Origin of the sequence: Methylobacterium sp. 275MFSha3.1 (assembly GCF_900108435.1) — a bacterium.
GTDB lineage: Bacteria > Pseudomonadota > Alphaproteobacteria > Rhizobiales > Beijerinckiaceae > Methylobacterium.
Map to the genome: position 1 here is coordinate 148,286 of NZ_FNWP01000012.1, position 12,351 is coordinate 160,636.

At 70.4% G+C, this 12,351-nt stretch carries 10 protein-coding genes; 5 read left to right on the forward strand and 5 right to left on the reverse strand.

The annotated features are described in order from the left end of the window. Positions 1 to 66 precede the first annotated feature (66 nt). Positions 67 to 2,412 carry an amylo-alpha-1,6-glucosidase gene (locus BLW78_RS16275; protein ID WP_056528011.1) on the reverse strand — a complete coding sequence of 782 codons (2,346 nt, stop codon included), beginning with the start codon at positions 2,410 to 2,412 and terminating at the stop codon, positions 67 to 69. 148 nt (positions 2,413 to 2,560) lie between these two features. Then, on the reverse strand, positions 2,561 to 3,691 hold the full coding sequence (locus tag BLW78_RS16280) for a glycosyltransferase family 4 protein (RefSeq protein WP_091680829.1): 1,131 nt from the start codon (positions 3,689 to 3,691) through the stop codon (positions 2,561 to 2,563). Positions 3,692 to 4,156: 465 nt separating this feature from the next. On the opposite strand from BLW78_RS16280, the gene rpmI reads away from it, so the two are divergent. The 5 genes from rpmI (at position 4,157) to BLW78_RS16305 (ending at position 9,407) form a co-directional block, all read left to right on the forward strand. Continuing rightward, a complete protein-coding gene (gene rpmI / locus BLW78_RS16285; RefSeq protein WP_007561407.1) occupies positions 4,157 to 4,360 on the forward strand; it encodes a 50S ribosomal protein L35 in 204 nt (67 codons plus the stop codon). A 51-nt stretch (positions 4,361 to 4,411) separates the two neighbouring features. Beyond that, positions 4,412 to 4,789 carry a 50S ribosomal protein L20 gene (gene rplT / locus BLW78_RS16290; protein ID WP_012320099.1) on the forward strand — a complete coding sequence of 126 codons (378 nt, stop codon included), beginning with the start codon at positions 4,412 to 4,414 and terminating at the stop codon, positions 4,787 to 4,789. A 156-nt stretch (positions 4,790 to 4,945) separates the two neighbouring features. Continuing rightward, the gene (gene pheS, locus BLW78_RS16295; RefSeq protein ID WP_091680831.1) at positions 4,946 to 6,028 is read left to right on the forward strand and encodes a phenylalanine--tRNA ligase subunit alpha; all 1,083 of its coding nucleotides are present in this window, start codon (positions 4,946 to 4,948) and stop codon (positions 6,026 to 6,028) included. Between the two features lie 67 nt (positions 6,029 to 6,095). After that, positions 6,096 to 8,516 carry a phenylalanine--tRNA ligase subunit beta gene (pheT, locus tag BLW78_RS16300; RefSeq protein ID WP_091680833.1) on the forward strand — a complete coding sequence of 807 codons (2,421 nt, stop codon included), beginning with the start codon at positions 6,096 to 6,098 and terminating at the stop codon, positions 8,514 to 8,516. 9 nt (positions 8,517 to 8,525) lie between these two features. Continuing rightward, the gene (locus tag BLW78_RS16305) at positions 8,526 to 9,407 is read left to right on the forward strand and encodes a DUF1186 domain-containing protein (protein WP_091680834.1); all 882 of its coding nucleotides are present in this window, start codon (positions 8,526 to 8,528) and stop codon (positions 9,405 to 9,407) included. Here the strand turns inward: BLW78_RS16305 and moeB are convergent. From moeB to BLW78_RS16320, 3 genes are all read right to left on the reverse strand, one after another. Continuing rightward, complete coding sequence (moeB, locus tag BLW78_RS16310; protein ID WP_091680836.1) at positions 9,396 to 10,181, reverse strand: HesA/MoeB/ThiF family protein; 786 nt, start codon at positions 10,179 to 10,181, stop codon at positions 9,396 to 9,398. The genes BLW78_RS16305 and moeB overlap by 12 nt on opposite strands. Before the next feature lie 104 nt (positions 10,182 to 10,285). Further along, complete coding sequence (infC, locus tag BLW78_RS16315; RefSeq protein ID WP_020092802.1) at positions 10,286 to 10,807, reverse strand: translation initiation factor IF-3; 522 nt, start codon at positions 10,805 to 10,807, stop codon at positions 10,286 to 10,288. Between the two features lie 200 nt (positions 10,808 to 11,007). After that, on the reverse strand, positions 11,008 to 12,294 hold the full coding sequence (locus BLW78_RS16320) for a glycosyltransferase family 4 protein (protein ID WP_244526963.1): 1,287 nt from the start codon (positions 12,292 to 12,294) through the stop codon (positions 11,008 to 11,010). Positions 12,295 to 12,351 lie beyond the last annotated feature (57 nt).

Sequence of the window (12,351 nt, forward strand, 5' to 3'; positions counted from 1 at the left end):
CGGCGCGACGTGCCGCGCGGCCCGCTTAACCCGAAGCGGGCCGCCCCGGAACTCCCGTCCCGGGCCCTACTTGGTCACCACGACCTGCACGTCGCCGTGGCGGCGCTGCACCGACACGGTGACGTCGTCGTCGTAGCGCTGGAACCGGATGTCCAGGCGCGAGCCGCCGAGCTTGACGTTGTAGAGCGTCACCCCGTCGAGGAAGCCGGGCAGAATCGGGTTCTTGAGCCGGACACGGTTGCGCTCGTGGTCCAGTTCGAGGCCGAGGCAGGCCGCCAGGAACGCGAACGGCGCCGCCGCCGCCCAGGCCTGCGGGCTGCAGGCGACCGGGTACGAGACGGGGCCGCGCTGCTTGCGGCGCATGAAGCCGCAGAACAGCTCCGGCAGCCGCTTCTGGTCCTGGTAGAGCGAGGTGTCGAACATCCCCTGGAAGATGCGCGCGGCCTCGTGCTTGCGGTCGTAGCGCGCCAGACCCATCGCGATCAGCGCGTTGTCGTGCGGCCAGATCGAGCCGTTGTGGTAGGACATCGGGTTGTAGCGCGCCTCGCCCTTGGCGATCGTGCGCACGCCCCAGCCGTTGAAGCCGTCCTTGCACAGCAGCGTCTCGGCGACCCGCGCCGCCCGCTCCGGCTTGGCGATGCCGGTGAACAGGGCGTGGCCGGCATTGGAGGAGCGCACCGCGCACTGCTTCTTGGCGCCGTCGAGCGCCAGCGCGTAGGTGCCGATCTCCTCGTTCCAGAACGCCGCGTCGAACCGCTCGCGCAGGCGCGCCGCCTCCTGGGTGAGGCGCTCCGCCATCGGGTCGTGGCCGAGGAGCGCCGCGAGCTTCGCCATGCCGTTCTTGGCGGCGTAGACGTAGCCCTGCACCTCGCAGAGGGCGATCGGGCCCTTGGCCAGGTGACCGTCGGTGTGGAAGATCGAGTCGTGGCTGTCCTTCCAGCCCTGGTTCTCCAGACCCTTGTCGGTGTCGCGGGCGTACTCGACGAAGCCGTCGCCGTCGCGGTCGCCGTAGCGGTCCATCCATTCGAGCGCGAGTTCGAGGGCCGGCCAGATCGCCCGCACGGTCTCGAGGTCGCCCGTGACCGCGTAGTACTCCCAGGCCAGCATCACGAAGAGCGGCGTGCCGTCGATGGTGCCGTAATAGTGCCGGAACGGCACCTCGCCGAGCATCGCCATCTCACCGCGCCGGGTCTCGTGGAGGACCTTGCCGGGCTGCGCGTCGGCGGCCGGATCGACCGCCTTGGCCTGGGTCGAGGCGAGGTAGCGCAGCACGCCCCGGGCGAATTTCGGGTCGATCCAGAGCGCCATCATCGCGGTGATGATGCCGTCGCGCCCGAACACCGTGGAGTACCAGGGGATGCCGGCGAAGGGGTAGATGCCCTCCGGGGTTCGGCTCGCGAGCATGTAGAGGTCGGCGGTCGCCCGGCACAGCCCCTCGTTGAACTGGTCGTTCGACGAGATGATCGTGGTGATGCCCGCCGTCAGCGCCCGCAGGTCGCGCCGCGAATCGCGGTAGGCGCGGGCGAAGATCGTCCCCTCGCCGAGATCCTTCGGCTCGCGCCGGGCACCGCCGGCATTGGCGGCGAGCGTCAGCTTGGCGGCCGCGTCCTCGCCGACCATCGTGTCGGTCGGGGGCTTGGTGAAGGCCCGGTGCGCCTCGAAGGTGACGCGGATGAACAGTGAGGTCCGGCCCTCCGGCGGGAGCGACACGTCGAACACGACCTTGCCGGGCTCGATCGAATCGGGCTTCGGGCCGAAATGCAGGGAGGTCGTCCGGACGATCTCGTCCAGGCCGACGTAGCGGAACTGCACCTCGCGGTCGCTCGCCACGAGCACGCCGCGCTTGCCGCGCTCCTGTCGATCTGTCCCGCGAACCTCGAAGAGGTCGCGGAAATCCGCGTCGAAGGTGACGGCGATGCGCAGGCGCCGGTGCTTCGAATCGTAGGAGCGGAGGCCGATCCGGTCGTAGCAGGCGCCGCGGAACAGGAACTTGGTGCGCTCGATCGCGATCGTCTCGCGGGGGATCGAGGTCTCGTCGTGGGCGTCGATGCGGATGTCGGGCGTCGTCATGTCGACGCTGAGGGCGCCGTTATCGTCCTGCATCACCGAGGAGAGCATCAGCGGGCGCTGGCCCTCGACCGTCACCTCCAGGCGCGAGAGGTAGCGCGTGTCCTGGAAATAGAGGCCTTCCGGCCCGGGCTGGACGCCGATGTCGCCGTAGGAATCGAGGACGCCGAAGGCCTCGCCGAACTTCAGCGAGCGCAGCGGCCGCTCGACCAGGGAGGTCTGCGCCTCGATGTGATAGGTCGGGAGGACGTCGTCCGCGTCCTGGAATCCGTGCGCCACGCTTCCGGCGCTCGCCGCGGTCCGGGCCTTCGCATCGTGGGCCGCTGCCGTGTTGTCCGCCGCCATGCAGGGCATCTCCGGGTGCAAGTGAGGGGTGCGAATCGAGAGGGCTGCTGCATCCCTTCGATGCAGCAGCCCTTGTTCACCCTACGGATGAGTCGCCTTTAAGACGCTAGGCCGAGCCGGCCCCGCCTCGCAAGCCCGGTGCCGGCTTTCAGGCCGGCATGGCGGCGACCGGGATCGCCGGACGCGCGGAGCCGTTGACCTCGCCGTACTGCGGCATGAAGCCGGACTTCGGCAGCTTGATCACGTCGGCGCCGCGGGCGAGCAGGTCCTCGTAGGCGGCGACGTACTTCTTCACCATGCACTCGGCGGTGAAGGCGCTGTCGAAGTGGCGGCGCACGCCGGCGCGGCTCATGGTCTTCACCTTGGCGACCGCGGCCACGGCGTCGTCCATGTTCTCGCAGAGAACGCCGCCCACGCCGTCCTTGATGACCTCCGGCACGGAGCCGTTCCGGAACGCGATCACCGGGGTGCCGGCCGACATCGCCTCGATCATCACGAGGCCGAAGGGCTCCGGCCAATCGATCGGGAAGGCGAGCGCCAGGGCGTTGCCGAGGAACTCCTTCTTCTGCTCCTCATTGATCTCGCCGATGTACTCGATCAGCGGGTGATGGATCATCGGCTCGATGACCTCGTCCCAGTAATCCTGGTCGGCCTTGTCGACCTTGGCGGCGATCTTGAGGGACGTGCCGGAACGGATCGCCATCTCGATCGCGCGGTCGGGCCGCTTCTCGGGCGAGATCCGGCCGAGGAAGGCCAGGTAACCGCCCTTGGCGTCCGGGTAGTACGGGCAGTTCTCGGCCGGCAGGCCGTGATGGATCGTCGCCAGCCAGTTCGAGGTCGGCGGCATGGGCAGGCGCTGGTTGTCGGAGATCGAGACCAGCGGCATGCCCGTGAAGGTGCGGTAGACCGGCATGAAGTCCGGCACGTCCAGGCGACCGTGCATCGTGGTGATGCACTTATGGTTCAGATCCTCGAACATCGGGTACTGAAGCAGGTCGATGTGGAAGTGCAGGATGTCGAACTCGTGCGCGCGGCGGTGCACCTGATGCAGCATCGCCAAGTGGCTGGCCGTGTGATCCCGGTAGCCGAGCAGGCGCAGGCCTTCGGGCGTGCAGGCCGCGAGCTTGGCAGTCGTCTCGGAGTCACCGCTCGCGAACAGCGTGACTTCGTGGCCCTGGCGAACCAGTTCCTCTGTAATCCAGCTGACGACGCGCTCGGTGCCGCCGTAGAACTTCGGAGGGACGGCCTCCGACAACGGAGCGATCTGGGCAATGCGCACGAAGTGTCTCCTGGTTGGCCAATTTGACGGGGGGTCTAACCCTGCCGGCCTGAGCGGGACATGAATGAAACCGACGGCTAAGGTTATGGTTCCTGGCGCACCCGCTGTCCCTCGCCGTTTTGTGCGGCGCGCAAGCCGTCCCCGAATTCCTCCGAATCAGCACGGGCGAAACGGCCGCTGCCCCGCCGTTGCCGGCTCGCCGGCGCGGGTGTGTGCAGAGAAGCCCGGTCCCAGGGCTCGTTACGCCGGAGCCCGGCGACGCGTTCCCACGGATCTCGATCTCGTGCTCCGATCCGCGGGCGTTGCCGCCGCGTCAGCTTTCTGTCATAAGCCGCCCCGCGTCGAACCGCCCGGCCGATAGGGCTGCCGTGGCGGCTCGTGCTGCTCCACCAGAAGCATCAGCGCGCGAACCCCATCCGATCCTCCCGGGTCGGTCCGGGATCATTTCGCGCAACGGAGAGCCAAATGCCCAAGTTGAAGACGAAATCGGGCGCGAAGAAGCGCTTCAAGATCACCGGCACCGGCAAGGTGATGTACGCCCAGGCCGGCAAGCGCCACGGGATGATCAAGCGGACGACCAAGCAGATCCGCAACCTGCGCGGCACCACGACCCTGTTCGAGGGCGATGCCGCCAACGTGAAGAAGTACTTCCTGCCGAACGCGCGGTAAGTCCTTCAACACCCGTTGCCACTGTCTTTCGTCGAATCCAGGAGATAACCGATGGCCCGCGTCAAGCGCGGCGTGACCAGTCACGCGAAGCACAAGAAAGTTCTGAAGGCCGCCAAGGGCTATTACGGCCGGCGCAAGAATACGATCCGCATCGCCAAGCAGGCGGTCGAGAAGGGCATGCAGTATGCCTACCGCGACCGCAAGAACAAGAAGCGCACGTTCCGCGCCCTCTGGATCCAGCGCCTCAACGCGGCGGTCCGCGAGCACGGCCTGACCTACTCGCGCTTCATCGACGGCTTGGCGAAGTCCGGCATCGTCGTCGACCGCAAGGCCCTGTCGGAGCTGGCGATCCACGAGCCGGCGAGCTTCGCCGCCGTCGTCGAGAAGGCGAAGGCCGCGCTGCCGCAGAACACCGCCAAGGCCGCCTGATCCAGGCCTGAGGCGAGACGGACGGAAGGCGCGGTTCCCCAGGGAGCCGCGCCTTCGTCGTTTACGAGGTCCCGCGCCCCGCGCTTGCGCCGGCGCCCGCAACGCGCGAGAGCACGGCCCGACGGCCGACTCCGCCAACCCTGCTCGAAGACAGCGATGACCGATCTCGACACCCTGGAACGCGACCTCCTGGCCCAGGTGAGCGCGGCCTCCGACGAGGCCACCCTCGACGCGGTCCGCGTCGCCGCGCTCGGCAAGAAGGGCAGCGTCTCGGATCTGCTGAAGACGCTCGGGTCGATGACGCCGGACGAGCGCAAGGAGCGCGGGCCCCTGATCAACGGGCTGCGCGACCGGGTCCAGGGCGCCGTCACCGCCCGCAAGACCGAACTCGCCGAAGCCTCCCTGGAGGCCCGGCTCGCCTCCGAGCGGGTCGACGTGACCCTGCCGGTCCGCGAGGCCCCGGAGGTGCGCGGCCGGATCCACCCGATCTCCCAGGTGATCGACGAGATCACCGAGATCTTCGCCGACATGGGCTTCGCGGTCGCCGAGGGTCCGGACATCGAGACGGACGAGCTGAACTTCACGGCGCTCAACTTCCCGCCCGGCCACCCGGCCCGCGAGATGCACGACACCTTCTTCCTGGCGCCCGACCGCGACGGGCAGCGCAAGGTGCTGCGCACCCACACCTCGCCTGTACAGGTCCGGACCATGCGGGCGCAGACGCCACCGATCCGCGTGATCATCCCGGGGCGGACCTACCGGCACGATTCCGACCAGACCCACACGCCGATGTTTCACCAAGTCGAGGGGCTGGTGATCGACAAGGCGGCCAACATCGCCAACCTGAAATGGGTGCTGGAGGAGTTCTGCAAGGCGTTCTTCGAGGTCGACGGCGTGAAGATGCGCTTCCGCCCGTCCTTCTTCCCCTTCACCGAGCCCTCCGCCGAGGTCGACATCCAGTGCTCGCGCAAGGGCGGCGAGATCCGCTTCGGCGAGGGGGACGACTGGCTGGAGATCCTGGGCTGCGGGATGGTCCACCCGAACGTGCTGCGCAATTGCGGGCTCGACCCGGACGCCGTGCAGGGCTTCGCCTTCGGTGTCGGCATCGACCGCATCGCCATGCTGAAATACGGCATGCCGGACCTGCGCCCGTTCTTCGAGGCCGACGTCCGCTGGCTCGACCATTACGGCTTCCGCCCGCTCGACGTGCCGAGCCTCGTGGGCGGCCTCACGAGCTGAGACGCCCCGGCCCCGCGATCCTGTTCCTCCGACGGTCGAGCCGATACCGGGCTCTCGAAGGTCCATCATGAAATTCACCCTCTCCTGGCTCAAGGACCACCTCGACACCGAGGCCTCCCTCGACACCGTCGCCGAGACGCTCACGCGGATCGGCCTTGAGGTGGAGGGCGTCGAGGACAAGGCCGCCGCGCTCAGGCCCTACGTGATCGCCCGGATCCTGACGGCCGAGCAGCACCCGAACGCAGACCGGCTCCGGGTCTGCACGGTCGACACCGGCGCGGGCGCCCCCGTGCAGGTGGTGTGCGGCGCCCCGAACGCCCGGGCCGACCTCGTCTCGGTCTTCGCGCCGCCCGGCACCTACGTCCCGGGCAAGAACATCACCCTGTCGGTGGGCACGATCCGCGGCGTCGAGAGCCACGGCATGCTGTGCTCGGGCGCCGAGCTCGGCCTCGGCGACGACCACGACGGCATCCTGGAACTCCCGACCGACGCGCCGGTCGGCCAGGCCTACGCGCTCTACGCCGGGCTCGACGATCCGGTCATCGAGATCAACCTGACGCCGAACCGGCCGGACTGCACCTCCGTGCACGGCATCGCCCGCGACCTCGCGGCGGCCGGCCTCGGCACGCTCAAGGGCGAGATGCTGCCGGGCCTGCGCGGCGAGGGTCCCTGCCCGGTCGCGGTCGAGCTGGCCCTCGATCCGGCCGACCGGCACCTCGCCCCGATGTTCGCCCTGCGGCTCGTGCGCGGCGTCCGGAACGGCCCGTCGCCGGCCTGGATGCAGGCCCGGCTGCGCGCCATCGGCCTGCGGCCGATCAACAGTCTCGTCGACATCACCAACTACGTCACCTTCGACCGCGGGCGGCCACTGCACGTCTTCGACGCCGCCAAGGTCGCCGGCACGCTGACCGTGCGGCGGGCGCGGGCGGGCGAGAGCCTGCGCGCCCTCGACGGCCGGACCCACACGCTGACCGACGACACCGTGGTGATCGCCGACGCGAACGGCGTCGAATCCATCGCCGGCATCATGGGCGGCGAGGCGTCGGGCTGCGACGCCGGCACCGTGGACGTGCTGATCGAGTCGGCCCTGTGGGACCCGACCAACATCGCCCAGTCGGGCCGACGGCTCGGCATCATCACCGACGCGCGCTACCGCTTCGAGCGGGGCGTCGACCCGGCCTTCACGGTTCCCGGCCTCGACCTCGCGACGCGGCTGGTGGTCGATCTCTGCGGCGGAACGCCGACCGAGGCGCACGTCGCCGGCGCGCCGCCCGAATCCCGGCGCAGCATCGACTTCCCCTGGACCGAAGTCCGCCGCCTCGCCGGACTGGACGTGCCGCGCACCGAGATGCAGCAGATCCTCGAGACGCTGGGCTTCCACGTCTCCGGCACCGGGGACCGGGTGACGGTGCTGCCCCCGTCCTGGCGGCCCGACGTCGAGGGCAAGGCCGACCTCGTCGAGGAGGTCGTCCGCATCGCCGGGCTCGACCGGATCGTGGCCGAGCCCCTGCCGCCGCTCGCCGGGATCGGCCGCCCGCTGCTCACCGTGATGCAGAAGCGGACCCGCCTCGCCAAGCGCGCCCTGGCGAGCCGCGGCCTCATGGAGGCGGTCACGTGGTCGTTCGTGCCGCACGACGACGCCGTCCTGTTCGGCGGCGGCGGAGCCGACCTGGTGCTGGCCAACCCGATCGCCTCGGAGCTGTCCGACATGCGGCCGAGCCTGGTGCCGGGCCTCCTGCGCGCGGCGCAACGCAATGCCGACCGCGGCTACCCGGACGCCGCCCTGTTCGAGGTCGGCCAGTGCTTCGCCTCGGACGTACCGGAAGGCCAGACCGTCCGCGCGGCGGCGGTCCGACGGGGCGGCGCGACCCTGGCCGGCGCCGGGCGGCACTGGGACGGCACGGCGGCGACCGTCGACGCGTTCGACGCCAAGGCGGACGCCATCGCGTTGCTCGGCAGCCTGGGCGTGCCGACCGGCGGCCTCCAGATCACGCCCGGCGGCCCGTCCTGGCTGCATCCCGGCCGCTCCGGCACGCTGCGCTTCGGTCCGAAGACGGAGATCGGCTGGTTCGGGGAGGTGCATCCGCGAACGCTGCAGGCCCTCGACCTGAAGGGAACGCTCGTGGCCTTCGAGATCGTCCTCGACGCCCTGCCCCTGCCCAAGCTCAAGCCGACCAAGGCCAAGGCCGCCCTGGCACTGTCGGAATTCCAGCCGCTGTCGCGGGACTTCGCCTTCGTGGTCGGCCGCGACGTGCCGGCGGGTGACATCGTCAAGGCCGCCCAGAACGCCGAGCGCAAGCTGGTGACGGGTGTCGACGTGTTCGACCTCTACGAGGGGCCGGGCGTGCCGGACGGCGCGAAGTCGGTGGCGATCGCGGTGCGTCTCCAGCCCGTCGAGCGGACCCTGACCGACGCGGAGATCGAGGCGGTGAGCGCCAGGATCGTCGCCGAGGTCACCCGCAAGACGGGCGCGACGCTCCGGGCCTGAGGCGCCGCCATGGACCGGATCGCCCTGCTCATCGACGACCTCGCGGCGTCCGAGTACCGGCCGAAGGCGGCGTTGCGGGAGGCCCTGAACCACCCCGCCGCCGTCGCGGAGGCGACGCTGCCGCTGCTGGAGGCGGCCGCCGACGGGCGCGAGCTGGCAGCGGAGGAGACGAACCTCCTGTTCTGGGGCCTGCACGTCATGGCCCATGCCCGGGACACGCGCGCCCTCGCGCCGCTCCTCAGGCTGCTCCGGCACGACGAGGAGACCCTCGACGCGGTGCTGGGGGACGCCGTCACGGCGACGCTGGCCAAGGTCGTGGCGAGCCTGTTCGACGGCGATCCGCAGCCGCTGTTCCGCCTGATCCTGGACAGCACAGTCGACGATCACGCGCGCATGGCGCTGATGTGCGCCTGCACCTTCCTGACCCTGGAGGGACGGATCGACCGGGCCGCGATGCACGACCTGCTGGTCCGTTTCGACGACGCGCAGGCCGCCGTGGAGGACGGGCCGGCCTGGGTCGGCTGGGAGGAGACGATCGCGCATCTCGGCTTCCGGGACCTCGCGCCCCGCGCGGCCGCGGCCCGCGCCGACGGACGGCTCACCGACGAGATCAGCGACGCCGACTGGTTCAAGGAGGCCCTGCGCAAGGCCGAGACCAAGCCGGACGACCGGGACCGGCTCGGGCCCTACCAGTACGGCTACCTCGACGATCCGGTCGAGGCTCTCGACTGGGCCGAGGAGGGCGCGGGCGAGCCGCAGCGCAACCCGTTCAAGGATGTCGGCCGCAACGATCCCTGCCCCTGCGGCTCGGGCAAGAAGTTCAAGAAGTGCTGCCTCGGCAAGGCGGAGGCGGAGGGGCCTTGGATGCCGCCGGAACCCCTAGGCCGCTGAGGCGCCGCTGCCGCTGAGCGGGTTCTCGGGATCCCAGCCGTAGCTCAGGGTCTCGAACCGCATAGCGCGGGCGTCGACCATGAGGAGGCGCCCGACGAGGGGCTCGCCGAAGCCCGCCACGGCCCGGATCACCTCCATGGCCATCAGCGAGCCCATGACGCCGGCGAGCGCGCCGAGGACGCCGGCCTCCGCGCAGGCGGGCACGCTGCCCGGCGGCGGCGGATTCGGGAAGAGGCAGCGATAGGTCGGGTTCGGGGTCCCGTCGGGCCCCGTCTCGTGGGCCCGGATCGTGGTCAGCGTGCCGTCGAAGCGGCCCAGAGCCGCCGTGACCAGCGGCCGACGCGCCCGGAAGCAGGCGTCCGACACCGCGTAGCGCGTGGCGAAATTGTCGGACCCATCCGCCACGAGGTCGTAGCCGGCGATCAGGTCGACGGCGTTGTCCGCGTCGATCCGGAACGGGTGCGGGACCACCGCCACGTGCGGGTTGAGGCGCGCCACCGCGTCGGCCGCGCTCTCGACCTTCGGCCGACCGAGATCCGGCGTCCCGTGGATCACCTGCCGCTGCAGGTTCGACAGGGAGACCGTGTCGTCGTCGACGAGGCCGATCGTGCCGATCCCCGCGGCGGCGAGGTACTGAATCAGCGGCGCGCCGAGGCCGCCCGCCCCGACGACGAGGATCCGGGCGGCCTTGAGCCGGGCCTGACCGGGACCGCCGACCTCGGCGAGGACGAGGTGGCGGGCGTAGCGTTCGATCTCATCGGGAGCGAGGGCCATCGCCTGCCCATAATCCGCGGCGCCGCCGATCGGAAGCGCTGAAAAAGACAACGCCGCCCCGGTGAGGAGGCGGCGCGGGTCTCGCGTCTCTGGATCCGGGCCGCTTAGCGCGGCGCGAGGATCATGATCATCTGCCGGCCTTCGAGCATCGGCTCGCTCTCGACCTTGGCGATCTCGGCGGTCTCGCTCTTCACGCGCTCCAGGAGGCGCAGACCGATATCCTGGTGAGCCATCTCACGACCGCGGAAGCGCAGGGTCACCTTGACCTTGTCGCCCTCCTCGAAGAAGCGGTGCACCGACTTCATCTTGGTGTCGTAGTCGTGCTTGTCGATGCCGGGGCGGAGCTTGATCTCCTTCACCTCGACGGTCTTCTGCCGCTTGCGGGCCTCGTTCTGCTTCTTCTGCTCGTTGAAGCGGAAGCGCCCGTAATCGAGCAGCTTGCAGACGGGCGGCACGGAGTTCGGCGCGATCTCCACGAGATCGAGACCGGCCTCCTCGGCCAGATTGAGGGCGTCGAAGAAGGGAACGACGCCGCGGTTCTGCCCGGTGTCGTCGATCAGCTGCACTTCCCGCACACCGCGAATGTCGCGGTTGGCGCGCGGCCCGTCCTTCTGCGGGGCCGGCATGGCTCTCATCGGTCTACGAATGGCTTAGGTCTCCTGCTGCAACGGCGAAACGGCGGATCTTCAGGAAGATCTCCTGACCGCCAGCCGCTCCGGTCTCATCCGGACATACAACGTTGGTGGAACCGCGGCCAGAGTCAACCGGCTACCATCGCGACGCCGGAAATAATCGGCCGCCGCGTCGCGATTCGAGTCCGATGCCCTCAGGTCGAACGGCCGAGCAGCTCGGCGTAGACCGCCAGCGTGTCGCCGACCATCCGCTCCAGGGAGAAGTGCGCCTCGACATGCGCGCGGCTGCGCCGACCGAGGGCGTCGCGGGCGCTCGCGCCGAGGGAGAGGGCCTCGGTCAGAGCGGCGGCGAGCGCGGCCGGGTCGCCGGGCGGCACGCGCCATCCGGTGCGCTGGCCGGCGGGGGTCTCGGGCGGTGCCAGCACCGTCTCCGGTACCGCGCCGAGATCCGAGACGACCACGGGTGCGCCGAGCGCCTGCGCCTCGACGGCCGAGCGGCCGAAAGCCTCGGGCTCCACGGACGGCACCGCCACCACCGAGGCGGCGCGGAAGGCCGCCGGCATGTCGGCGCAGTGCCCGACCCGGCGGACGATGCCCTCGAGCCCGCGCGCGGCGATCAGCGCGTCGAGCTCGCGCTCGTAGGCGGCGCGGCCCTGCGGATCCCCCGCGAGGACCACGGCCAGGTCCGGGACGCCGCGATCGCGCATCCGCGCGGCGGCCTCGATCAGCACGCGGTGGCCCTTCCAGGCCGTTAGGCGGGCGGCCAGCAGGATCACCCGCTCGTGCGGCGCGACGTTCCAGCTCCGGCGCAGCGCCTCGACCCGGGCGGCCCCGACCGCCACCGGGTTGAACACGGCGAGGTCGGTGCCGCGGTGGATGACCCGCACGCGGTCGCCGGCCTGCTCGGCGTGCAGCCGGTGGATCAGGTCCGCGGTGTAGTGCGAGTTCGCGATCACCACGTCGCCGCGGGCCATGATCGAGTTGTAGAGGACCTTCACGCCGGTCCGGCCGGAATAGCTGCCGTGATAGGTGGTCACGAAAGGGAGCCCGAGCCGGCGCGCCGCCCCGAGGGCGACCCAGGCGGGCGCGCGGGAGCGGGCGTGGATGATCTGCACCTTCTCGCGGCGGCAGAGCGCCATCAGCCGCAGGACGTTCACCGCCATCGACGCCGGGTTCTTCGACGCGGCCGGGAATCGGAGCCAGTGCCCGCCCTTGGCCTGCAACTCGCCGACGAGCCGTCCGCCCTCGGTCGCCACCAGGGCGCGGGCGCCCACGGCCGCGAGGCCGCCCGCGACGTCGACGGTGGTGCGCTCGGCGCCGCCCGCGTCGAGTTCGGGGATGATCTGCAGGATGCGGGCGCCGGCCAGTGCCCCGACCTCCGCCGGGAAACCCGACAGGGCGTGGGGTCCGTCGCCCGTTCGCGGGCCCTCGGCGAGGACGCGCAGGCCCCCGGCCGGTATCTGCCAAATGCTCGCTGCCATTGATCCAGCATCGCCGCCGGGCTTTACGGTCCGGTAAACGAGAGTTGAAGCCGAACC

Bases quoted from the DNA above. Each gene is read 5' to 3' on its own strand.
- BLW78_RS16275 (WP_056528011.1), bottom strand. From the start codon at position 2,412: ATGGCGGCGGACAACACGGCAGCGGCCCACGATGCGAAGGCCCGGACC.
- rpmI (WP_007561407.1), top strand. From the start codon at position 4,157: ATGCCCAAGTTGAAGACGAAATCGGGCGCGAAGAAGCGCTTCAAGATC.
- rplT (WP_012320099.1), top strand. From the start codon at position 4,412: ATGGCCCGCGTCAAGCGCGGCGTGACCAGTCACGCGAAGCACAAGAAA.
- pheS (WP_091680831.1), top strand. From the start codon at position 4,946: ATGACCGATCTCGACACCCTGGAACGCGACCTCCTGGCCCAGGTGAGC.
- pheT (WP_091680833.1), top strand. From the start codon at position 6,096: ATGAAATTCACCCTCTCCTGGCTCAAGGACCACCTCGACACCGAGGCC.
- BLW78_RS16305 (WP_091680834.1), top strand. From the start codon at position 8,526: ATGGACCGGATCGCCCTGCTCATCGACGACCTCGCGGCGTCCGAGTAC.
- moeB (WP_091680836.1), bottom strand. From the start codon at position 10,181: ATGGCCCTCGCTCCCGATGAGATCGAACGCTACGCCCGCCACCTCGTC.
- infC (WP_020092802.1), bottom strand. From the start codon at position 10,807: ATGCCGGCCCCGCAGAAGGACGGGCCGCGCGCCAACCGCGACATTCGC.
- BLW78_RS16320 (WP_244526963.1), bottom strand. From the start codon at position 12,294: ATGGCAGCGAGCATTTGGCAGATACCGGCCGGGGGCCTGCGCGTCCTC.